Raw genomic sequence first — 22,032 nt, 5'->3', positions numbered from 1 at the left:
CCCCGCCGGTGGATCGATGCCCGGTGGCCGCGGCGGGCCGCGCGCTGCCTGCTGGCATCCGCGCTGGTGCCGGCGGCGTTCGGCGCCGGGGGGGGGGGGGCGGCCCCCCCCCCCGGGGGGGGGGGGGGGGGGGCCCCCCCCCCGCCGCCGGCCCCGCTACCTGCTCGCGGACCGGGCCTACGACCATGTGAAGTATCGGCGGATGCTCGCCGCCCGCGGGATCACCCCGATCATCGCCCGCCGTGGGAAGCCTCACTGCTCCGGCCTCGGGACACAGCGTTGGCCTGTAGAGCGCACGATCGCCTGGCTGCACCAGTTCCGTCGGCTGCGCACCCGCTGGGAACGCCGCGTCGACATCCACCAGGCGTTCCTCAGCCTGGCCTGCTCGATCATCTACCTACGGAAACTCAGAGGATCATTCTGAAATGACCTGTAAGGCGTCGTCCATCATCGTTCCCAGGGTGTGGTGCCGGTCACCGACGAACGATCCTTACGGCGGCCCGTGCGCGATGTCACTGAATGCCCACTCATCAGGGGCTACCGTTGGTGGGGCCGGCGGCCGCGCTCCTGTCCGCGTCCCGCGGGCGTTCTCACCCGCCGCTGCCGCCGCTCTGGTGCCCGCTCACAGTGGGATGTTGCCGTGAGTGCCGCGGTCGCTGGGCGCTGTGGCCAGCGCGAGCGTCAGCTCCCTGCGGGTGTTCGCCGGTTCGATCACCCGGTCGATCACTCCGAGGGAGATCGCTCGTGACAGGCCGCCGGCGGTACGGGTGTGCTCGTTGACGAGCGTGGTCCGCAGCGCGGCGAGCTTGTCGGGGGCGGCCGCTGCCAGGGCGCGCCGGTGCAGGATGCCCACGGCGGCCTCGGCACCCATGACGGCGACCTCCGCCTGGGGCCAGGCGAGGACGGTCGTGGCGCCCAGCGAACGGGAGTTCATCGCGATGTAGGCGCCGCCGTAGGACTTACGCAGGACGACGCTCACCCGTGGCACCACGGCCTCGGCGAACGCGTAGAGGAGCTTCGCGCCGCGCCGCACGACGCCCTCCCACTCCTGACCGACGCCCGGGAGGTAACCGGGGACGTCGACGAGGACCACCAGGGGAAGCCCGAAGGAGTCGCACATCCGGACGAACCGCGCGGCCTTCTCCGCGGCGAGCGAGTCCAGGCAGCCGCCCTTGCGTAGCGGGTTGTTGGCGATGACGCCGACCGAATGCCCGGAGAGCCGGCCGAGCGCGACGACGACGTTCGGTGCCCAGCGCGGCTGGAGTTCCACGTAGTCGTCGTCGGCGAGGCCGGTCTGGTGCGCCGCGCCGCTCCCGCCGTCCGGGTTTGTCCCGGTGCCCGAACCAGCCGGGCTGTCCGGGCTGTCCGGGCTGTCCGGGCCGTCCGGGCCGTCGAGGACGGAGCGTACTACCGGGCGGATGTCGTAGGCGCGCCGTGGGTTGTCCGGCAGCAGGGAGCCGGGATCGCGTCCGTCGTGGGTGGCGGCGAGGTCGAAGGTCCCCGGTGCCGCCAGCAGCGTGGTCACCCGCCGCGCCCGCAGGTATGCGTCGGCTTCCGACCGGGCGGCGACGTGCACGACGCCGGAGCGCCGGCCGTGTGCGTCGGCTCCGCCGAGGCCGTCCATGTCGATCTGCTCGCCGGTGACCTGGCGGACGACGTCGGGCCCGGTGACGAACACCTTTCCCTCGGGCGCCATGACGATGACGTCGGTGAGGGCCGGTCCGTACGCCGCGCCCCCGGCCGCCGGGCCGAGTACGACCGACACCTGGGGCACCCGTCCGGACGCGGCGATCATGGCGGCGAACATCTGGCCGATGCCGTCTAGGGCTTCCACACCGTCGCCCAGGCTCGCCCCGCCGGAGTGCCACAGCCCGATCACCGGGATGCGTTCGGCGACCGCCCGGTCGATGGCGTCGGCGATCCGCCGCGCGCCCGCGGCGCCGATCGCGCCGCCCATCGAGGTGGCGTCGGTGCAGTAGGCGATGACGTCGGTGCCGTCGACCCGGCCGTGGGAGACCGCGACCCGGCAGGGCGGCGAGTGCGGGATGACGGTGAGCGTTCCCGGGTCGAGTAGGCGGGCCAGCCGTTCCCGTGGGTCGCGCGGTGGCCTGGGCTGTTCGGCCACGGTGATGCGGGTGCGGGTGGTCAACTCGGTCATCGGAGCGGCTTTCTGGTCATGAGGTCTCCCCGGTCTGGTGTCCGGCTCATGGACGGGTGCGGGACTCGCGCGGCGCGGCCACGGCCCGGGGGACGGCAGGTGCCGTCCCCCGGGCAGGCCATCGCCCTTTTCGGGTGACGGGCTGCGTGTGTTTCGGCCCCTTCGCCGGTTGCCTGCCCGAGAGGGGCTGAGAAAAGGCCTGAGAGCCCTGGAATACCTGATCGGTCAGGGCGACTGGTCGAGGTTGCTGAGCCAGTGGTGGAGATTTCGCGCGGTGGAGACGGCGTGCTCGTTCATCATCGTCTGGTGGTTGCCGCTGACGTCCAGCGTGAGATGGTCGATCTCCCAGTCGGTCGTCCAGCCGTGTTCCTCGATCGTGGACTGGTCGTCGGGGGAGAGCTGGGGCATGCGTTCCTCGGCCCGGACGAGCACGATCGGTGCGTCGACCGGGTTCGGCTTCCATTTCTCGAACAGGGTCAGGTAGGCGCCCTGGGCGGTGACTTGTGCCTCGGTCATGAGCGCGAACGCCTGGTCGTTCACGGCGATCCCGCGCAGTTCCTCCTGGATCTCCTCGGCGGGAATCCGGTCGCCGGGGAGCCAGGTGTCGAGTAGCAGGACCGCCTTTGGGTGGATGCCGCGTTCCTCCAGACCGGCGGCGACCGCGTGCGCGAGCCAGCCGCCGGACGAGTATCCGGCGATGGCGATGGGTACGCCGATGAAATGGGCCGCGACCAGGTCCGTCAGTATCTCGACGACGAGGTCGGACGAGGCGGGTAGCTGTTCACCTTCCCCGAATCCGGGGAGGGACAGTCCGTAGACGTCTCGTTGGCCGTGTAGGTGGAGGGCGAGCCGGGCGAAGCTGTGCGGTCCGGACGGGGCGACCATTGAGGGCACGCAGACGAGCGTGCAGGGGGCCGGGCCGGCGGAGAGTCGGACCGGTGGCGGCACCGGGCCGAAGTCGGCCGTGTCGTGGAAGACGGGCCGCAGCTTGGCGACGGCCTGCAGGATCTCGACGCCCTCGACGAACTTGCCGTCCGAGCACGCCTGCCGGTACAGGTCGCGGACCCCGGCTGGCGCGGCGTGGGTGGTCGGCGCGGCCGGCCGCCCGGCACCGACGAGGGGCGCGAGGTACTCGGCCAGTTCGGTCACGGTCGGGTGTTCGAAGACGACCGGCGGTGTCAGTGCCAGCCCGGTGGCGGCGGCGAGCCGGCGGCTGAGCTGAACGGAGGCCAGCGAGTCGAAGCCGAGGTCGAGGAACCGGCGCCGCGGGTCCACGTCGTCGGGGGACTCGTGCTCCAGGATGACCGCGGCCTCCTCGCGAACCAGTCGGGCCAGCGCGCTGACACGTTCCTCGTCGGTCAGGCCGGCGAGGTCCACCCGCCTGCCGTCAGCTGGCCCGTCCGGAGCGGAGCCGGCGGTCACTGCCGGTCCGGCACCGTGCTCGGCCCGGGTGAGCAGGTCGTCGAAGAAGCGGCTGGGACGGAGCGCGGTGAACGGTGGCAGGAAGCGTCCCCAGTCGACGTCGACGACGGTGGTCGCCGCCTCGCCACCGGCGACCGCCTCGGTGAGGACGGTGACGGCCGGCTCCACCGGCAGCGGCGCGAGACCGCGTTCGCGGAGGTAGTCGCGCAGGCCTGGCTCGGCGCCGAGACCGGCCTCGGCCCAGGGGCCGAATGCGACGGAGGTGGCGGGCAGACCGTGGCCGGCCCGGTGAGAGGCGAGGGCGTCCAGGTAGGCGTTGCCGGCGGAGTAGGCCGGCTGGCCGCCGCTGCCCCACGTCGCCGAGATCGACGAGATCAGCACGAAGGCTTCCAGCGGGATGGGCCGTGCGCCGTCCGGGCGGGTCAGTGTGTCGAGTAGCGCCGCGCCGGTGGCCTTGCCTGTCACCACCTGCGCGAACTCGCCGAGGGTGAGTTCGCGCAGCGGCGCGGTCCGGCCGATGACGCCGGCGGCGTGGACGACCGCGGTCAGCGGTTCGCCGCCGCCGGCCGCCTCGTCGAGCAGAGCGATGACCTGTTCGCGGTTGGCTAGGTCGCACGCCACGACGGACGCCTCGGTGCCCAGCGCGGAGAGCTCGGCGACCAGTTCCGCGGCCCCGGGAGCGGCCGGGCCGCGTCGGCTCGCCAGGACGAGTCGGGATGTCCCGTTGTGGGCGAGCCGGCGGGCGACCTGCGCGCCGAGGGCTCCGGTACCGCCGGTGATCAGTACGGTTCCGTTCGGGCGCCACGCGGACGTCCCCACCCCGCCGGCGGAGCCGACGCCCGCTCCCGTGCCGGCGCCGGGACCGGGGCGGGGGCCTGCGGGGGCGAGCCGGGCGATGAACAGCGCGCCGTCCCGCAGGGCCAGCTGGTCCTCGCCGCCGGGGCCGGTCAGCGCGGCGCCGAACAGGGCCAGCGTCTCGTCGTCGAGATCGGCCGGAAGGTCGACGAGACCGCCCCAGCCACGGGGTCGTTCGAGGGCCAGCGTCCGGCCCAGCCCCCAGAGCATCGCCTGGGCGGGAGCGCTGACCGGATCGGCGGGGCCGGTGCTGACGGCGCCGCGCGTGGCGCACCAGTACGGCGCGTACTGGCCGAGGTCGTCGAGTGCCTGCACGAGTGCGCAGGTCAGCGCGAGTCCGTTGGTCAGTTCCGGGTGCACGGGGTTGAACCGGCTGTCGAACGCGAGCAGCGAGAGGACACCGCCGATGTCGTTCTCGCGGCCAGAGATGTGCTTCGACAGGGCCGCGGCGACAAGACCGCGTTCCGCGTCCGTCCCGGAGAGGGGGACCTGGACCGGTGTTCCGCCGAGGCGTTCGACGACCCAGGACAGCCGGGACAGCGTGTCGTCGTCGATTCCGGCTGGCGGGGTCACCAGCAGCCACAGGCCGGTCATCGGCGCGCCGTTGGCGACGTGGTCGGCGACGGTCGCCGTGGCCTGCTCATCGGAGAACGGCTCCCACCGCACGTGGTAGCGCCAGTGTTCCGGATCCGTTGCCCGCTCGGCGGCTCCCCGGCCCGTCGCGGTGGCGGTTGTGACGGGCGTCCCGTCCATCCAGTGGTGCGTGCGCTGGAAGGCGTAGGTCGGCAGGTCCAGGTGTTTTCCGCCGCGTACGGGCGGCAGCGCCTGCCAGGCGACGGGGATGCCCGCGGCGTCCAGCTCGGCCAGGGCGGCGAGCAGCGTCTCGGGCTCGGGACGTCCGGTCCGGCAGGCCGCGACCTGCACCGTCTCCGCGTCGCCGCCTGCGGCGTTCGCCGGCAGGCAGGCCGGCACGAGCGCGGTCAGGACCGCGTCGGGACCGAGTTCGACGAACGCCGTCACGCCGTCCCGGTGCAGCCGGCGAACCCCGTCGAGGAAGCGGACCGGCTCACGCACGTGCCGCACCCAGTACTCGGCGGACGTCAGTTCCGCCGCGGTGGCCGGTTCACCGGTGAGGTTGGACATGACCGGTATGGCCGGGGCGTGGTAGGTGACCTGCCCGGCCGCCGTCCGGAACGCCGTGAGCATGTCCTCCATGTGCGGGGAGTGAAAAGCATGGCTGACGGCCAGCCGTTTCGTGCGCCGCCCCCGGGCCGACCACTCAGCGGCCACCCGCTCGACGAGCTCGGCATCGCCGGCGACGACCGTGGCGGACGGGCTGTTGACCGTGGCGATCTCGACCTTGCCGACGAGGTCGGCGATCGACGCCCGGACCTCCGCCTCGCTCGCGCCGATGGCGGCCATCGCGCCACCCGGTCGGCACTCCTGCATCAGCCGGCCGCGGGCGGCGACCAGCCGGCACGCGTCGTCGAGCGACCAGACGCCGGCGACGTGGGCGGCCGTCAGTTCGCCGATGGAGTGCCCGGCGAGGGTGTCGGGAACGAATCCCCAGGACTCCGCGAGGCGGAACAGCGCGGTCTCGAACGCGAACAGCGCGCACTGGGTGTAGGCGGTCTGGTCGAGCAGCGCCGCGTCCGGCGAGCCGGCGGAAGCGAACATGACCTCGCGCAGCGGACGCTCGAGCAGCGACGCGAACCGGCCGCAGATCTCGTCCAGCGCCCGCGCGAACACCGGGTAGGCCTGGTAGAGGTCACGGCCCATCCCCGGGTGCTGGCTGCCCTGCCCGGTGAACAGGACGGCGGTCCGGCCGTGGGCGATCGCCGGCCGGGCGACGCCCGCGACGAGCCCCGCCGCGGGGCGGTTCTCGGCGAGCGCGGCGAGGGCGCCGGCCAGGCGTGCGCGCCCGACGGGTCCGGCCGGGACGACGGCGACTGCCCGCGACTCGAACCGGGTGCGCCGGGCGAGGGTGAAGGCGATGTCAACCGGATCGAGGTCCGGGTCCCGGGCCAGGCGTTCGCCGAGCCGTGCCGCCTGGGCCCGCAGCGCCGCCTCGGTCCGGCCCGACAGGACGATAGGCACCGGGGCCATCGGCACCGGGTCGGCCACCGCTGGGGCCTCTTCCAGCACGATGTGGGCGTTGGTGCCGCTCACACCGAACGCGGATACCGCCGCGCGGCGCGGCGCGACGCCGTCGCGTTCCCAGCCACGCTCCTCGGTGAGCAGCGCGACGCCTCCGTCAACCCAGTCCACGTGGGGCGAGGGCTCCCGCACGTGGAGGGTGCGCGGCAGCACTCCGTGCCGGATGGCCTGGACCATCTTGATGACGCCGGCCACGCCGCTGGCCGCCTGCGTGTGCCCGATGTTCGACTTCAGTGACCCGAGGTGGAGCGGCCGGCCGGGCGGGCGGTGCCGGCCGTAGGTGGCGATGACGGCCTGGGCCTCGATCGGGTCGCCGAGCGCGGTGCCGGTCCCGTGTGCCTCGAGGACGTCCACGTCGCCGGGCGCCAGACCGGCGTTCGCCAGGGTCTGGTGGATCAGTCGCTGCTGGGAGAGGCCGTTGGGTGCGGCCAGGCCGTTGCTGGCGCCGTCCTGGTTGACGGCCGTGCCGCGGATCAGCGCGAGCACCGGGTGGCCGTGGCGCCGGGCGTCGGAGAGCCGTTCCAGCAGGAGAACCCCGGCGCCGTCCGCCCACCCGGTGCCGTCGGCGTCCGCGGAGAATGCCTTGCACCGCCCGTCGGGAGCGAGACCCTGCTTCCGACTGAATTCCAGGAGCATGCCCGGTGTCGTCATGACCGTGACGCCGCCGGCCAGCGCCAGGTCGCACTCACCCGACAACAGCGCCTGGCCCGCGAGGTGGATGGCCACCATGGAACTGGAGCACTGGGTGTCCACGCACAGGGATGGCCCCTGGAGACCGAACGTGTAGGAGACCCTTCCGGCGATCACGCCGAGGGCGTTGCCGGTGAGCAGCTGACCCTGGGCCTTGGCCGGAGCACGGTGCCAGGGCGGACCGTAGTCCTGCAGCGAAACCCCGGTGAACACGCCGGTCCGGGTGCCGCGCAGGGATCCGGGATCCACGCCGGCGCGTTCCAACGCCTCCCAGGAGATCTCCAGCATCAGCCGCTGCTGGGGATCCATGGCGTTCGCCTCGCGCGGGCCTATACCGAAGAAGCCCGGGTCGAACATGCCGATGTCAGGCAGGAAGCCACCCTCGCGGGTGTAAATGGTGCCAGGATGCTCGCGATCCGGATGATAAAGCGCGTCAACGTCCCACCCCCGGTCGGTGGGAAGGCCGACGACGGCATCCCGGCCGTCACGGACCAGCTCCCACAGTGCCTCCGGGGAATCCGCGCCACCTGGTAGTCGGCAGGCCATGCCGACGATGGCAACCGGATCGTCCTCCCGGGGCCTTCCCGCGGGCGCGACCGCCGTGACCTGTGGGTTCTCCGCGCCGCCGAGGAGACGCGAGCGCAGATAGCCGGCCAGCGCGTCCGGTGACGGGAGATCGAAGAAGAGCGTCGCCGGCAGCCGCAGGCCGGTCGCGGTCTCCAGCTCGGACTGCAACTGCCGGGCCACCTGCCGATAGATCCCGAGGCGGCGCCAGGGCGCGATCGGATCCGCGACTATGCCCGCGGGCTCTCGATCCGTCAGGGCGCCGACGAGTTCCGCTATCAGGTCCAACAGCGCTCGAACCTGATCGGAATCCGGTTGGCCAGCGAGACGGTCACGCAACCCACCCACGGAACCCCTGGCACGTTCGGCGGGAAATTCACCGGTTCTGGGAGTAGCGTGCATCCACCTCTCCTGGAGGGAGAAACGACAGGTCGCCGGCCATAGGCTCAGCGCTGAGAAACCGCCCGAGACAATTTTTTCTTACTGTTACGCTCCCTCGATTCCGGTGCAACGTGCGATACCACCTTCTTCCTATTTGCAAGGGCATCACTTGACAGTCGTACCAGACCCCGCTGCGGTGGGTTAATTTTGGTCGTTTTGGTCACGAGAATTTACCGTCGGGGCCTTGGCAGACGCGATTTCGGGAGCGTCGGAAAAACTCGTTCAGCGGCCCGGAATCACCGTCGATCCATGCCTGTCGGCGGAGTACTTCGCGCGCGGCCGACGGGCCTGACCAACCTGCCGCTGCACGACTTCACCCAGAACCAGCTCTGGTACGCCCTCGTCGCACTCGCACTCGCACTCGCACTCGATCTGACCATCTGGACCCAGACGCTCGCCCTCGCCGGGCAGCCCGCGCGGCGCTGGGAACCGAAACGGCTACGCCACCGGCTGTTCTCGCTCGCGGGCCGGCTCGCCCGCCACGCCCGCACCACCGTCCTGCACCTCGCCGCCCACCACCCCTGGATGTGATGGCGCGCCGTCTGACTCGTGCCGCTACTCCGACCTGGCGTGACCCGCCGGTAGCCCTGGCCGTCCCCTACGGAACCGCCGTAGCCACCCCTCGGCGGCGAAGGCCCGCTACGCTCTCGGTCCTGACCGTGGCCGTAACCACGCCAGCCAGGGCCAGACCGTGACCCTGATGATGCGCAACGTCGCCCGGGACGAGACCCGCATAGTGCGCCACCTCGTGCGCGAGCTCGCCGACCACGCCGACGAAGCGCTGTCCTACGAGGTGCGGGTCGCGAGCGCCGAGTTCGTCCGCGCGACCGACCCCAATCTCCCGAGGGGTCCGGGACGATGATCCTCACCGCCGAGCAGGAGACCGTCGACCGGCTCGGCCCGACGAACGCACCCTGATCATCGACCTGATCGGGGCGATCACCACCGACTACAACACCCGCAGCCAGTACATCTCCACCGACCGGCTCCGCAAGATGCCGCGCGACATCATCGAAGACGCGCTCACCGCGGCGCGGATCCACCCCGGGGTCTACTTCGTGCACCACCACCACGCCCCGCCCTCGCCGCGCGTGGGACCATGCCTGCCCGGCGGACCCCCGCACGGTCCCGCCGCCCTCCCGTCGAGTCGATCTTGGTACCTGGCGGCGGTAGTGGTCGTTGGCGTGACGACCGCGCCCTCTCGGTGCACGCCAGTGACCGCTACCGTTGCTCGCCGATCTCGGCCTTGGCGCCCCCCATCCAGGTGGCCCACAGGCTCTGTGCCCCATCAGGCCACCGGTCGCTGCCTATATGAGGGGCCTCGGTACCGACACCGCCGAGGAATCACCCGTCGACGCCGCCTCGGCTGATCAGCAGGGCGTGCTCTCGACCGCCTCTTCCAGAGTGAGGGCACACTTCCTTACCTTGGAGGGGTGGGAGACCGTCACGAAATGGCCGGAGTGGGGTGTTGATCTCAATGCCATGCGCCGATTCGCCTGCCACGCAAGGCTTTCAAAGATCGCACCCGGGCGGTTCGTGCTCGTCTCGCCTCGGATGCGGCCCCCGACCGGTACCCGTTCTGACGGTTCCACCGACGTGTGCCCCGACCCCGCAGGCGCCTTTGGAACCGTCCCGGACAACCCGACCTATGGCCGTGGCTCACCGGGGGCGCTACGCCAAGGCCGGGGTAGGGCCGGCCTGCCCGGTGCAGGCCGGCCCTACCAATCCCCGCCGACATCTGGGTCCCCTCCCCGCGAAGACCGGGGGTTCGGAACGGAGCAGAGAACCAGGTCCGCTGGACGTTCGTCACCGTTCCTGTGGCTGGCGAGGAGTAGCCCGGCTCTCCGGCTTGTCTCCTCCGCGCACCAGCGGCACACCCTCGGCACCAGCCCATCCTGACCGGGGCGACGCCCGCCGCGATCCTCCGTTCGGGTAAGTCCTCCCGCGCCGAGTGACACGGTCAGCTGAAACCACGGGACCCGTGCGGCGATGGCCCCAGGGCGGACCGCCGACGCGATCACATCGAGGAGAGGGTGGTCACCGGACGGGAGTGGCTGCTCGGGGACGAGTATCCGGCGAATGATCGCGATGGCGGCTCCCGGTTGCCCCCGTATCGAGCGTTCTGATGCGGTACGCAGCGACTGCGCGACTCTCCGGCTCTGACTGGCTAGCCTTCCGGGATGTGCTGATTTATCACAACATGTACCACTGTTGCGGGCCTCTGAGGGAGAGCGACTAGTGCGTCCGATCTCGAGAAGAGCCCTCGTGGCCGCGGGTGGGGGGCTTGTTGCCGTCCCCGCCCTGTCTCCGGCATTCGCCGCAGCCGCAGCCGCAGCCGCAGCCGCAGCCCCGGCCGCGGCCGGGGCGGCCAGCCTGCCCGCCGACACGCCTACGGCTGTCCTCCAGCGGCTGCTGGCAGGTAACCGCCGGTTCACCGCCGGCCGGGCCGAGCATCCACGGCAGCGCCCCAGCGACGTCCGCGTACTGGCCCAGGGGCAGCGTCCCTCAGCGATCGTTCTGGGCTGCGCCGACTCGCGGGTATCACCGGAGATCCTCTTCGACCAGGGCGTCGGAGACATTTTCGACAACAGAGTGGCGGGGAACATCGTCGATCCGCTGCTGCTGGGCAGCATCGAGTTCGCCGTCGAGGAATTCAGCCCGCCGGTGCTGATGATCCTCGGCCACGAACGCTGCGGAGCGATCACCGCGACGATCGACGCGATCGAGCACGACACCCACCCACCCGGCCACATCCCGATGATCATCGAGGCTCTGCGGCCGATCGTCACCCCGGTGTTGGACACGCTCAGCGAGGACAAGGTGGACGCGGCAGTCATCGCCAACGTCCGGGCCCAGATACAGACACTGCGCACAGCCAGCGAGATCGTGCGGACAAGGGTAGAAGCCGGCACGCTCACCGTGGTCGGCGCCCGCTACGACCTCGACACCGCCACCGTCACCATCATCCCCTGAATCCGGGGACGGCCGGGCCGCACGGATACGGCCCGGACTCGGATCCGTGTCACCCCCTGCCACGTAGGTTCCGACGCGCGTGCCGGTCACAGTACGGGCGCGCCTGACCAGCGGTTTCGCGGATGTAGGCCACCGTGTCGCAGGCCTTGCGGGCCTGTAGACCCAGCATCTTCTTCTTCGTCGACAGGGGTCTGGAGTTGTGGTACCGCGCCCGTTGGCCCCTGGTGACACGGACCCGAGTTCCGGGCCTATACACCGTCACCGTCTGTCGACGGCGACGTGCCGCTGGCCGCGGTCGCCCGCGCCGGGGGTGCCGCTGCGTACCGTCCAACGATGATTGAACCTTCAAGAAGGTGGGTACCCGGTGGCAGGCAGCACCACACCTCGCAGAAAGCGGCGCTGGCCGCTGTTCCTGGTCGGCGCCGTCGTGGCCGCGGTGGTCCTGGTCGTGGGCGGCACCGCGTTCTACATCAACGTGATCAAGGAAGATGCGCCGGAGGAGTTCACGCTCGACGATCCAGCACCCGCCACCTCGACCTCCGGCTCCGCCGACGAGTCAGTCGAGGGGGTGTGGCGGGTCACCGAGGGGTCCGAGGCCGGTTACCGGGTCGAGGAGGTCCTCTTCGGCCAGAGAGCACGACCGCCGCGGGCCGCACCTCGGACGTCTCCGGGTCGATGACCATCGCGGACACCGACGTCACCGAGGCTCAGTTCGAGGTGCAGATGGCCTCGATGGCCAGCGACGAGGACCGCCGCGACAACCAGTTCCGCGGTCGGATCATGGATGTCGAGACCTATCCGACATCCCGGTTCACGCTCACCGAACCGATCGATCTGGGCTCCGTGCCGACCGGCGAGGAGACCCGCACGTACCAGGCCACCGGGACGCTGACGATGCACGGCACCCCACGCCCCGTCACGATGGATCTGCAGGCCCGCCGCTCCGGCGACCAGATCCAGGTCGTCGGCCAGATCCCGGTGACCTTCGCCGACTACAACATCCCGAACCCCAGCATCCCGGGAATCTCCACCGAGGACAACGGGATCATGGAAGTCTCCCTGCGGTTCGCGCGCGGCGAACCGACCGAATAGTTTTCCCAGCCGCACGCCCCGCCGTCCTCGCCGCCTGGGCGGCGAGGACGTGCGGCCTGGAGATCTCGGTGAGGCCAGCTGATCTGTGTGGGTCAGACCGTGTCTGGCTGGATAGAGTTCGAGGGAAAGGTTCCCCTGTGCCTACTCGCCGTTTGGGATGCCGTGTCCGATCAGAATCCGCACCGCCCGCCCTCGGCGCCGCTCGTCGTTGATGCCCTCGGACGGGTGACGCCCGCCGACATCGACATCACCAAGCCGAGTGTCGCCCGCGTCTACGATGCCCTGCTCGGAGGCAAGGACAACTTCCCGGCGGACCGGGCCATCGCCGACACGCTGATGGCGCTCACCCCGAACGGGGCGCAGGTGCCGCTCTACAACCGGGCGGTGCTCGGCCGGGGCGTGCGCTCCATGGCGAACGCGGGTATCCGGCAGTTCGTCGACCTCGGGTCCGGGCTGCCGACGGTGCAGAACACCCATCAGGTGGCGCAGGCGATCGCCCCGGAGTCCACGGTGGTCTACGTCGACAACGATCCGATCGTCCTGGCGCACGGGCGGGCGCTGCTGGCGGAGAACGACCGGACCACGGTCATCACTGCCGACATGCGGGAGCCGGATTCCGTGCTCGCCAATCCGGATCTTCTGGCTCTGATCGATTTCGACCGGCCGGTCGGGCTTTTGCTGGTGGCGATCGTTCACCACCTCAACGATGACGAAAACCCGGGTGGCCTGGTCCGGCGGTACGTCGACGCCCTGCCCTCGGGCAGCTACGTCTTCCTCACCCACTTCGTCGACGGCGGGGCCGAGACCGCGGAGATTGAGAAGGTCATGCTTGGAGACCTCGGCACGGGCCGCTTCCGCTCCTTCGAGGAGATCAGGGCGTATTTCGACGGTTTGGAGCTGCTGGAGCCGGGTGTTGTGTACAACCCGTTGTGGCGGCCCGACCCCGGCGACGACGTGCCGGACCCCCTCACCTTCGCCGCTAAAATCATCGGCGCGGGGATGGGACGCAAGGCCTGACAGGGGTAACCGACCGGACCTGCGTGCGTGCGGATAGCGGGCTGGTCGAGACAGGCCGTCGTGGCTCTGTTCGCGAGAGCTCGCAGTCAGTCAGCCTTCCCCCGCCTCGCCGCCTGTGGGGCTCCAGAATCCGGGTTTCGGCCTGTGAGCTGGTCTTTTGCGGTTGACGTGATCTTCTGTGGAAGTGGTCAGGCGGCGTTACGGTACTCGTTGATCAACCCGCCGAGGATGCGTGTGCGACGGACGGTGGAACCCGAGGTCGGGGCGACTGCAGGCGGCAAGTCGGGTGGGCGCTGGCCGAGGGAGCGGTGAGGCCGGTGGGTGTTGAAATGCTCGGCGTAGCTGGTGAGGACTGACGTCAGGTGCCGTTCGGAGACGATCAGCAGCCTGACGGTGCATTCACGGCGGGCGGTGCCGACCCAGCGTTCCGTGATCGCGTTCGCCGTCGGGGCTTTCGGTGGTGTGCGTACCACGTCGATGCCGGCCCCGCATAACCTGAATCAGGATCACGCGAAGTCACTCTCCGTGCACCACGTCCCCGGACGTGGCCGAGGACCGCCGGTGCGCTCGCAGTGCCCTGGGCAGGAGCCTGATCAGCGCGGCGAATACCGTCCGGTCCGCCCAGTGCATTCGGGGCTCGGGCTGGGTGCGGCGCAGGACAGCGACCTCGTGTCGCAGCATGAGCAACTCGATATCTTTGGGCGTCGCCGACCTGCAGAGTAGGACCAGCCAGCCGCACACCCGAAGGAAGATCAGGTAGAGCAGTCGCGCGGACGTAGATGACCATCCTGCCGACAGCCGTGCCGTCGTAGGGTGTCAGGGCTGGCCGCCAGCCGGATCGGTTTGTTCGATGATGAGCGTGACCTGAACGTCTTGCTCGCCATCGTCGAGCGCCATCAGCGCGAAGATCAGGTTGACGTTGCCCACGTTGAGGACGTCGGAGTCTTCGGGGGTGAGTTCGGAGTAGCCGGCGTCTCCGACTTGCGCATGGAGTTTGCCCTGGGCGATGACCTGCCCGTTGAGGGTGGCGCGGACGGCGTAGTAGCTGTCGTCTTCCATCTCGGCGACGAAGTCGCGGCCGCCGACGGTGAATGGTGGGTCGATGGGGTTGGCGCCGGTGCGTTCGATGCCGTTGGGGTATTGGACGAGCGTGCCCGCGAACTCCCAGCGGAACCGGCAGTCGGTCCGCCGGTGGCGCAGGGCGGCCGATCGGCTGGGGCGCACGAAGTGACGGCTCGGGTTGGCGTAGATGGCGAGGTCGTGTGGGGCGGGGTGGGCGTCTGCCCGCAGTTCATAGGTGTAGGCGCTGTCCTGCCAAACGGGGTGTGCGAGGTTCCGTAGGCCGGCGAGGTCGCCTGTGGTGAGCGCATGTTCGACCGCGTCTTGGTCTTCGGGAAACAGGCGGAGGTAGGCGGGGATCGGGTCGGCTGCGTTTCGTAGGGCGATGTGCCGTTGGTAGTCGGCCATGATCTCGGCCGGCCAGCTCTCGGGCTTGTCGTGCTCGGGTTCACGGGCGGCGCTGCGGATGTGCTGTTCTACGAGCCTGCGCCGGTGCTCGGCCCATGCCTGCTGGGTGACCGCGTCCATGGTGCGGGTGGGTTCGCCCTCGGCCTGGATGACGTACGTGGTGGCGTGGTCGCAGGTGGCGTTGGTGATCACGATCCGGAAGTCAGGCGGCAGGTCGGTCACAACAGTCCCTTGGCGATGTCGCGGTGCACGCGGATGATCCGCCGCGTCGGCTGGGGATGGATCGGTGGCACGGTGCGGGCTCGTTCGCGGTGTAGCTCCCAGCGGTGTTCGACTCCGGCGGCCGCTGCCTGTGGATGTTCGGAGCCGGCGGTTCCGCAGATGGCGATGAGGCGCCTCGGTGTGGTGTCTCCTCCACGTGCTCCTCGACCAGCGCGCCGATCGTCGAGGAGGCGGCCGTCGCGGCGAGTCCGGTGATGCTGGCCGCGCGCTGGTCAGCCACGGTCGGGTGTCTCACGCGGGTCGGTGGGGAGGCCGACCCATTGCCCGTCTCGGTGGACGACTGCTGTCGCGCCGTCCACGGCGTGCTTGCGTGCGGCCTGTTCGGAGTTGCATAGGACCACCACAGCGCTGTCGCGGGGGCGGTAGCCCCACCGGTTGTCAGCCATGGTCGGGTATCTCCTCGGTGTTGGCGCGCCGCGCGGTCTGGGTCTCAGCCGCCCGAAGGTCGGTCATCGCGGGTCGGGCCTCTGGACCATCCACCCGCGGATCTGGTCGATCGGGACGAGCATCTCTCCGGTCTTGTTCTCGAGGAGTGCTCGCAGGCACGCGACGACCTGCTCGCCGATTTCGACGTTTTCGAACCGGGGTCCGCGTAGTACGTGCCAGTGTCCGTCCGGGAGTAGGGCCTCATAGATCTCCGCGGGGTCGAGGGTGCGGGAGTAGGGCGCTGTGGGTGTGGTCATGGCTGGGTCTCCTTGCCTACGCGGCCGGTGCGGGTGTCTCGGCTGGGGTGGTTGTCGAGCCAGCGCTCAGTGCGCGTTCGGCTGCTCGCGGACCCGCGCGAGGATCTCAGGAGGGGCATGGCCGTCGAAGTGCGGCCGTTGGACGTCGGGTGGAGGTGCGCCGGTGTAGATCGCAACGTTCTCCCAGGCCTCGGCTTTCGCGGGTATCGGATGGACGTCCGTCACGATCTTGATCTTTTCCCGCCGCCACGGTCGGTGTCTGGCGAGCTGGGCCATGCGTTGCATGAACGTTGCGAGTCATTCCGACGTACGACACAGGTGCCGTCGGCCGCGTACAGCCGATAGACGGTGAACTCATCCAGCCCCGGAATCGTCCCCTTCCGCATCGCCCGGACGGTGCCGGGGAGATGCACCATTCGATGTCGGCGGGGTCGCGGAGGCGGTCTGCCGCACTGGTGGGTGCCAGAAGTCGGCTTGGGCCCGCGACCAGGCGTGGTGCGAGGGCACGAGGTCGAGGCACTGCGTCGCATCCACCCCAAGCCCCGGTGGGACTGGGCGGACCGGGCGGTACTCGCCGCGCTGATCCGACTCCTACCCAGGGCACTGCGAGCGCACCGGCCGATCCGCCCTTTATCCGCCAGGCCGCCCGTACGGCCGCCCGGCTCACCCAGCCGGGCGGCCAGCGGCCATCGGCGGTCAACGGCCGGGGGTACGGCGGCCAGCCCGCCGGACGTGTCCACCTGGCGGGTGCGGGCTGGAGGAGGTCGCGGGGCGACGGCGTAGCCTGAGGGGTGTCACGTCAGCGTGGCTGTGTTCTCGTCCTGGTCTGGTCCGTACGCCTGTCCGGGTTCCCTCTCGCTGATGCATTGGTTGGCTGAGAGGGATCACCATGACCACGGACGTCGTGACCGGCTTTCCTACGGAAGTTCCGAGCCTTGCGGGGGCGAGGAGAACAGCGGCGGGGTCCGTGACAGCGAGTATGCCGAATGGGGCCGTCCTGTCATGTGCGAATCGCTGCTGGATGACCGTCCGCGTTGGTAGTCCGTTCGGATCGCGGTGAACCTCGCCCTGTTGGGCGGCGCGCTTGGTTCCTACCGGAGGGTGCTGCGGTACCTGCGCCGTGCCGAGGTGCCGTTGCGTCACCCCATCCCGGAGAAGCGGCTGATCACGGCCAGGGATGTTGCCGGTGCCGCACCGGGTCTGCGCGGCGGCCAGGGAGCGCGTGAGTGACCCCGGCCGGCTCCGTCTTGAGCTGCGTGCCCTGCTGGCGGACCGGTCCAGGGACGCCTCGGTGCTGGAGCGGTTGTGTGTCGGCGTGGTGTCGGCCTTGCCGGTGGATGGGGCGGCGATCTCGGTGACGACCGACGCGGCCGTCCGGGGCTGGTACGGCGCGAGCGGCCCGGCCGCCGCCCACCTCGATGATTTCCAGTTCACTCTCGGGGAGGGACCTGGCTGGGATGCCGTCCGGTGTGGGCATCCGGTGCTTGTCGGGGATGTGACTGGACCGGCGGGGCACCGCTGGCCGATGTTCACTCCCGCGGTCCTGACGGCCGGTTTCCAGGCGATCTTCGCGTTCCCGTTGCAGATCGGCGCGATCCGGCTGGGCGTCCTTGACCTCGTGTGCGCGCGGGCGGGCGCCTTGGACGGCGATGGGCTGGCGGACACCTTGATTGTCGTGGATGTTGTGACCCTGGCGCTCATCGACACGGTGGCGGGCGACTCGCACGGCCCGGTCGATCTACTGTCCGGACCGGGCTCGGACGCCTCCGGAATGTATCGGGCCGAGATCCACCAGGCGACCGGGATGGTGATCGCCCAGCTCGGGGTCAGTGCGCAGGAGGCCCTTGCCCGGCTGCGTGCGCATGCCTACGCCGCTGGGCGGACTGCCGACGAGGTCGCTCGCGACATCGTCGCCCGCCGCCTGCGACTCGACGGTGACCTGCTCCGATGACGGAGAACGGGACCTGTGTCAGGGTCGTTCGAGGGCCTGCGGAGGGTAACGGTGGGTAAGGAACAGCAGTTGAGTGAGGCGTTCGTCGCCCTTGCCGACAGCCTTGTCGCCAACTATGACGTCGCGGACCTGCTACACCGGTTGGCCGACCACTGCGTGACGCTGCTCGATGTGGCTGCCGCCGGACTGCTGTTGGCCGACCAGCGCGGCAGCCTGCAGGTCGTGGCGGCCTCCTCGGAGACCAGCCGGCTGCTCGAGCTGTTCCAGCTCCAACACGACCAGGGACCCTGCTTGGACTGCTACCACAGCGGTATCGCGGTCACCGTCTCCGACATCGACCTGGCCGCGGACCGGTGGCCGATCTTCGCCGCGGAGACGCTGGCCGCGGGCTACCACTCGGTTCATGCGCTGCCGATGCGGCTCCGCGACGAGGTGATCGGCACGTTGAACCTGTTCGGTACCCGCCCTGGCCTCCTCGACGACGCCGACGCGCGCGTCGGCCAGGCGCTCGCGGACGTCGCCACGATCGCGATCCTGCAGGAACGCGCGATCCGCCACTCCGAGATGCTCGCCGAACAGCTCCAACACGCGCTGACCAGCCGGGTCCTGATCGAACAGGCCAAAGGAGTCCTCTCCGAACGCGGCACCCTCGACATGGCCCAGGCGTTCAACCTGCTCCGCCGCCACGCCCGCAACACCAACACCCGTCTCACCGACCTGGCCCGCGGCATCGTCGACGGAACCTACGACAGCACCGCCGTGCTGACCCCCCAAGCCCGACGCCAGCCGCCGCCACCCGTCCCAGGCTCGGGAAGATAGCCGGACCGCGGGCGGGTTCAGGTCGCCGAGGAGCGAAGCCACCGGGACCACACGCCAGCCGTCACCAGCCGTCGCCAGCCGGCGGTATTTCCCGGCCGGGACGAGCCGAGCGTCACGACAACGGGTCAGACGATTCCCTTTTCGACCGGTCGAGCCGGACCGGTTCGACGGTGGGGTCCCGGCGCCGTGGAACCAGCCGCGCGATGAGAAAAACCGCAGACGGTGGGATGGATCGCGTTATAGTCACGGCCTGGGTCTGAGTAGCCAGCCGAAGTGTCCGGACGCCATGCGCTCCCGTCGACTGCTTGCACCTCACGGCAGCAACTCGTTCGGCCGAAGGCCTGGTGACCGCGATGGAAAAGTTCCTCGACCTGTCCGATCCGGTGCGGGAGCACCCCGACGGCTGTGCCACTGACTTTCGCACCGCCACCTGCGCCACGCCCGACAGCACCGTCGTGCGTATCTACGGTGAGATCGACATCGCCACCGGCGCCGCGCTCCGCGCGGCGCTGATCGCCGGCCTTGACCGGCACCCACCGATCCTGGTGATCGACCTCGACGGCGTGTCGTTCCTCGACGCCCACGGCCTGGGAATCCTGGTCAGCGCTGCGAACCAGGCGGACCGGGCCGGCATCCCGATCACCGTTGTCGGCGCCGGGCCCCACGTCTACCGCCTGTTCACTCTGACCCGCTTGGTCGAACGGCTGGATGTACACACCACGCCGACACCGATTACCTTGACGACTCGCCCAGGTCGTGGACGGCGACTTCACCCGGTAGCAATCAGCGACACCACCAGCCCCCGCTCGGCCATCGGCTGTCCTCTGGGTCGATCGCCGGACGGGATGAGCCAGTTCTTCCTTGGCCCGCGATCGACTACACAGTGCTATCAAGGCGTTCTATGGTAGTAAAGTAGGTATGATCTTTGTGTCACACCGCCGCCGACCTTGACCCGGCCACATGTGGGCGCGCATTGGGTGCGCGGACGCTCCGGCACGGCGCGACACTCGCTGGCAGAACCCACACCGAAAATGCCCCGACCTCGGATTATGCGACACTGCGCGTACCACGTCGATGCCGGCCCCGGTGAAGAGAGCGTCGAAGGAAGCCGTGAATTTCGTGTCGCTGTCACGGATGAGGAACCGGAACCGGTGGCCACACTCGTCGAGATCCATCAGTAGGTTCCGTGCCTGCTGGGTGACCCACGCCGCGGTCGGATGCTTCGTGACCCCGACGACGTGGACACGGCGAGTGGCATGCTCGACGACGAAAAACACGTAGATCCGTTGCAAGAACACGGTGTCCACCGTGAAGAAATCGCAGGCCAGCATGCCGGACGCCTGGGCGCGCAGGAACGTCCGCCAGGAGGCGTCAGCCCGCCGAGGTGCGGGGTCGACGCGGCGCGGTGCAGGATCCGCCAGACGGTGGCGACCCCGACCGGGTAGCCCAGCCCGATCAGTTCGCCCTGGATCCTGCGGTGGCCCCAGGTCGGATTCTCCCGCGCGAGGCGCAGAACCAGCTCGCGGATCTCCCGGCGGACCGGCGGCCGCTCAGGGGTCTTGCGCGGGTAGGTCCATTGTCGTGCGAGGAGGTCGTGGTGCCAGCACAGCACGGTGGCCGGGGCGACGAAGAACGAACCCCACCGAGCCCGGGGCAGCAGCCGGGACAGGGCTGCGAGGATCACCCGATCCGCCGGTTCCAGCGTCGGGCGATGGACCTGTCGCAGCACCGCCACCTGATGTCGCAGGACAAGAAGCTCCGCCTCCTTCGCGGTGTCCCCACGCATCCGGAGCAGCATCAGCCCGAGAGCGTTGCGCGTCAGGGCGTAGAGCAGGGACCACACCATGACCATCCAGCCTGCCCGACACGGGCCCCGCCCCGCAGGCAAACACACAGGTCACCGCCCAAATCAGGGTTCTGGAGCCCCGCAGGCCTGGGGGTGAGATCCCCCCGGGCTACCCGACCCTCGTGAGGGCTCCTGCGCCGGCTTAGTCCCGGCGAAATGAATTGCTGGGATCGATGTTCTCGTTCTAGGCATATAGAGCTGGCGTTCGATCCCGGTCGAGGTGGAACGACATCGGTCCGGCTGAATCGATTCCGTAGTCGGCCAGGTCGACAACGGCGAGTTCGATGCTTTCGATAGGAATTCCTCTAGCGGTTACGGAGACCGTAACGTTTCCCGGCATCCGTCCCACTGCAATCTGTTCGCCGCGGAATGTCGAGACGCTGAATTTTCGGAGTACCCCGTCAACGGAAATGGAACGCCGCTCGGCTTTGCTGGCAATATATGCCAGGTGATCCTGCATGTCAGCTGCCAGATTGACACCATCTTGACTCACGCTGTTTGCAATGACCAGGAAAGCTTCGAGTGTACCGTCCGTGACTGGATCCTCTTCGGATTGATCGGTCCGGCCGCCGGCAAGGTCGGGCCTCTGCGAAATAACCGCGACACGCGGGCCTTCGGACCAGTCGCCATGGCAGAGCGCTACCTGCCACACCAGAGGTTCCAGGGTCGCGCCAAAATTAAGGACCCAGCCAGGCTCGCATTCTGGGTACCGAGGCCCGTAGAGCGGCCAAGTGGGCACCGCTGGCGACGTGACCTTAACCATATGATACCAACTTCTAGTGCGAGGGGAACCGGACGTTGAGAGGGATTCCTGCAGCGTACCCCAGCACCCTCCGAGAGCCGCTGATATCCAACGCCGAAACATGGTTATACTCGAACTGCCCAGGATGGCACGAGAGCTGATCTGGGTTGCGTGGAAATTAGATTCGGATAGCTGTATTTGATGTATCTAAAATGTGTCCAGGGAATCCGCGTAAACGGTTCCACGGGCGAGAGCTGGCTTGTTACATTGCGTTACGATGTCAAATTCCCGCACTGTGTTGCGTCCGGTCGGGCGGGGCGGGGTGAGGCAACCGTGAAGCTGCCCCGGTTTCGTTCACAGGTAGGGCTTTGAACAGTTACGCGGCTTGATGGTACTCGTAGTAGCGGTTTTCGTGCTCGTGGGGGCTGAGGTATCCATTGGTGGAGTGGCGGCGCTGGCGGTTGTAGAAGCCCTCGATGAAATCGAATAGCGCCGCGCGGGCCTGGTCGTGGGTGGTGAAGATGGTGCGGTCGAGGAGTTCACATTCAAGGGTGGCGAAGAACGACTCGGTGACCGCGTTATCGTAACAATCACCGGCGGATCCGACGGACCGGCGAACATCATGTTGAGTGCAGATCCGGGCGAACTCACGAGAAACGTATTGACTGCCCTGGTCGGAATGATGAATGACGCCCGGGGCGGGACGTCGGTGCTGGAGGGCCATGGTGAGCGCGTCGGCCACGAGGGCGGTTTTCTGCGTGTCGGACATGGACCATCCGACGATCTTGCGGGAGTGCAGGTCGAGGACGACCGCGAGGTACAGCCAGCCCTGCCCGGTCGGGACGTACGTGACGTCGGCGGTCCAGACCCGGT

Annotated in this window: 18 protein-coding genes and 3 pseudogenes; 11 read left to right on the top strand and 10 right to left on the bottom strand. The window is 69.3% G+C overall.

Annotated features, from left to right (window positions below):
* A partial coding sequence (locus MXD62_RS35265; protein ID WP_248833667.1) for a transposase occupies positions 1-424 on the top strand: 424 nt, incomplete at its 5' end.
* 198 nt (positions 425-622) lie between these two features.
* On the opposite strand, the gene MXD62_RS35260 is transcribed toward MXD62_RS35265, so the two are convergent.
* Positions 623-2,158 carry a carboxyl transferase domain-containing protein gene (locus MXD62_RS35260; protein ID WP_248833666.1) on the bottom strand — a complete coding sequence of 512 codons (1,536 nt, stop codon included), beginning with the start codon at positions 2,156-2,158 and terminating at the stop codon, positions 623-625.
* Positions 2,159-2,383: 225 nt separating this feature from the next.
* On the bottom strand, positions 2,384-8,134 hold the full coding sequence (locus MXD62_RS35255) for a type I polyketide synthase (RefSeq protein ID WP_368862501.1): 5,751 nt from the start codon (positions 8,132-8,134) through the stop codon (positions 2,384-2,386).
* Between the two features lie 426 nt (positions 8,135-8,560).
* Here MXD62_RS35255 and MXD62_RS35250 point away from each other — a divergent pair.
* The 6 genes and pseudogenes from MXD62_RS35250 to MXD62_RS35225 form a co-directional block, all read left to right on the top strand.
* Positions 8,561-8,818 (top strand): annotated as a pseudogene (locus MXD62_RS35250) (transposase); the annotation flags it as partial.
* Between the two features lie 169 nt (positions 8,819-8,987).
* Entirely contained in the window at positions 8,988-9,149 is a 162-nt protein-coding gene (locus MXD62_RS35245; protein WP_248833664.1) for a hypothetical protein, read from the top strand.
* 1,403 nt (positions 9,150-10,552) lie between these two features.
* Positions 10,553-11,260 carry a carbonic anhydrase gene (locus tag MXD62_RS35240; RefSeq protein WP_248833663.1) on the top strand — a complete coding sequence of 236 codons (708 nt, stop codon included), beginning with the start codon at positions 10,553-10,555 and terminating at the stop codon, positions 11,258-11,260.
* 364 nt (positions 11,261-11,624) lie between these two features.
* Positions 11,625-11,939, top strand: a complete 315-nt coding sequence (locus tag MXD62_RS35235; RefSeq protein ID WP_248833662.1) for a hypothetical protein — start codon at positions 11,625-11,627, stop codon at positions 11,937-11,939.
* On the top strand, positions 11,936-12,352 hold the full coding sequence (locus MXD62_RS35230) for a YceI family protein (RefSeq protein ID WP_248833661.1): 417 nt from the start codon (positions 11,936-11,938) through the stop codon (positions 12,350-12,352). Before MXD62_RS35235 ends, MXD62_RS35230 begins: the two co-directional genes overlap by 4 nt.
* Before the next feature lie 162 nt (positions 12,353-12,514).
* Positions 12,515-13,369 carry an SAM-dependent methyltransferase gene (locus MXD62_RS35225; RefSeq protein WP_248833660.1) on the top strand — a complete coding sequence of 285 codons (855 nt, stop codon included), beginning with the start codon at positions 12,515-12,517 and terminating at the stop codon, positions 13,367-13,369.
* A 188-nt stretch (positions 13,370-13,557) separates the two neighbouring features.
* Here MXD62_RS35225 and MXD62_RS35220 read toward each other — a convergent pair.
* From MXD62_RS35220 to MXD62_RS35200, 5 genes and pseudogenes are all read right to left on the bottom strand, one after another.
* Positions 13,558-14,050: pseudogene (locus MXD62_RS35220) on the bottom strand (integrase core domain-containing protein).
* 135 nt (positions 14,051-14,185) lie between these two features.
* Complete coding sequence (locus MXD62_RS35215) at positions 14,186-15,058, bottom strand: hypothetical protein (protein WP_248833659.1); 873 nt, start codon at positions 15,056-15,058, stop codon at positions 14,186-14,188.
* Between the two features lie 272 nt (positions 15,059-15,330).
* On the bottom strand, positions 15,331-15,504 hold the full coding sequence (locus MXD62_RS35210; protein WP_248833658.1) for a hypothetical protein: 174 nt from the start codon (positions 15,502-15,504) through the stop codon (positions 15,331-15,333).
* 63 nt (positions 15,505-15,567) lie between these two features.
* Positions 15,568-15,801: a hypothetical protein gene (locus MXD62_RS35205; protein ID WP_248833657.1), complete on the bottom strand. Its 234-nt coding sequence runs from the start codon at positions 15,799-15,801 to the stop codon at positions 15,568-15,570.
* A 66-nt stretch (positions 15,802-15,867) separates the two neighbouring features.
* Positions 15,868-16,026, bottom strand: coding sequence for a hypothetical protein (locus tag MXD62_RS35200; protein WP_248833656.1), 159 nt, complete (start codon positions 16,024-16,026; stop codon positions 15,868-15,870).
* Between the two features lie 831 nt (positions 16,027-16,857).
* Here MXD62_RS35200 and MXD62_RS35195 point away from each other — a divergent pair.
* The 4 genes from MXD62_RS35195 (at position 16,858) to MXD62_RS35180 (ending at position 19,479) form a co-directional block, all read left to right on the top strand.
* Positions 16,858-17,031 carry a hypothetical protein gene (locus MXD62_RS35195; protein WP_248833655.1) on the top strand — a complete coding sequence of 58 codons (174 nt, stop codon included), beginning with the start codon at positions 16,858-16,860 and terminating at the stop codon, positions 17,029-17,031.
* Positions 17,024-17,752, top strand: a complete 729-nt coding sequence (locus MXD62_RS35190; protein WP_248833654.1) for an ANTAR domain-containing protein — start codon at positions 17,024-17,026, stop codon at positions 17,750-17,752. Before MXD62_RS35195 ends, MXD62_RS35190 begins: the two co-directional genes overlap by 8 nt.
* A gap of 51 nt (positions 17,753-17,803) precedes the next feature.
* Positions 17,804-18,571: a GAF and ANTAR domain-containing protein gene (locus MXD62_RS35185; protein WP_368862500.1), complete on the top strand. Its 768-nt coding sequence runs from the start codon at positions 17,804-17,806 to the stop codon at positions 18,569-18,571.
* Positions 18,572-18,924: 353 nt separating this feature from the next.
* Positions 18,925-19,479 (top strand): STAS domain-containing protein, encoded by a 555-nt coding sequence (locus MXD62_RS35180; protein WP_248833668.1) that lies wholly within the window; start codon positions 18,925-18,927, stop codon positions 19,477-19,479.
* Between the two features lie 153 nt (positions 19,480-19,632).
* Here MXD62_RS35180 and MXD62_RS35175 read toward each other — a convergent pair.
* From MXD62_RS35175 to MXD62_RS35165, 3 genes and pseudogenes are all read right to left on the bottom strand, one after another.
* Positions 19,633-20,459: pseudogene (locus MXD62_RS35175) on the bottom strand (integrase); the annotation flags it as partial.
* 142 nt (positions 20,460-20,601) lie between these two features.
* The gene (locus MXD62_RS35170; RefSeq protein WP_248833652.1) at positions 20,602-21,069 is read right to left on the bottom strand and encodes a hypothetical protein; all 468 of its coding nucleotides are present in this window, start codon (positions 21,067-21,069) and stop codon (positions 20,602-20,604) included.
* Positions 21,070-21,535: 466 nt separating this feature from the next.
* Positions 21,536-22,032 (bottom strand): IS3 family transposase (locus MXD62_RS35165; RefSeq protein ID WP_248833651.1); only part of this gene is annotated, 497 nt, incomplete at its 5' end.

Source organism: Frankia sp. Mgl5 (assembly GCF_023242985.1).
GTDB lineage: Bacteria > Actinomycetota > Actinomycetes > Frankiales > Frankiaceae > Parafrankia > Parafrankia soli.
This window is presented reverse-complemented; position numbering and strand designations above follow the sequence as displayed.

Coding starts and splice junctions, on each gene's coding strand:
- MXD62_RS35260 (WP_248833666.1), bottom strand. CDS start 2,158: ATGACCGAGTTGACCACCCGCACCCGCATCACCGTGGCCGAACAGCCC.
- MXD62_RS35245 (WP_248833664.1), top strand. CDS start 8,988: ATGATGCGCAACGTCGCCCGGGACGAGACCCGCATAGTGCGCCACCTC.
- MXD62_RS35230 (WP_248833661.1), top strand. CDS start 11,936: ATGACCATCGCGGACACCGACGTCACCGAGGCTCAGTTCGAGGTGCAG.
- MXD62_RS35210 (WP_248833658.1), bottom strand. CDS start 15,504: ATGGCTGACAACCGGTGGGGCTACCGCCCCCGCGACAGCGCTGTGGTG.
- MXD62_RS35205 (WP_248833657.1), bottom strand. CDS start 15,801: ATGACCACACCCACAGCGCCCTACTCCCGCACCCTCGACCCCGCGGAG.
- MXD62_RS35180 (WP_248833668.1), top strand. CDS start 18,925: ATGGAAAAGTTCCTCGACCTGTCCGATCCGGTGCGGGAGCACCCCGAC.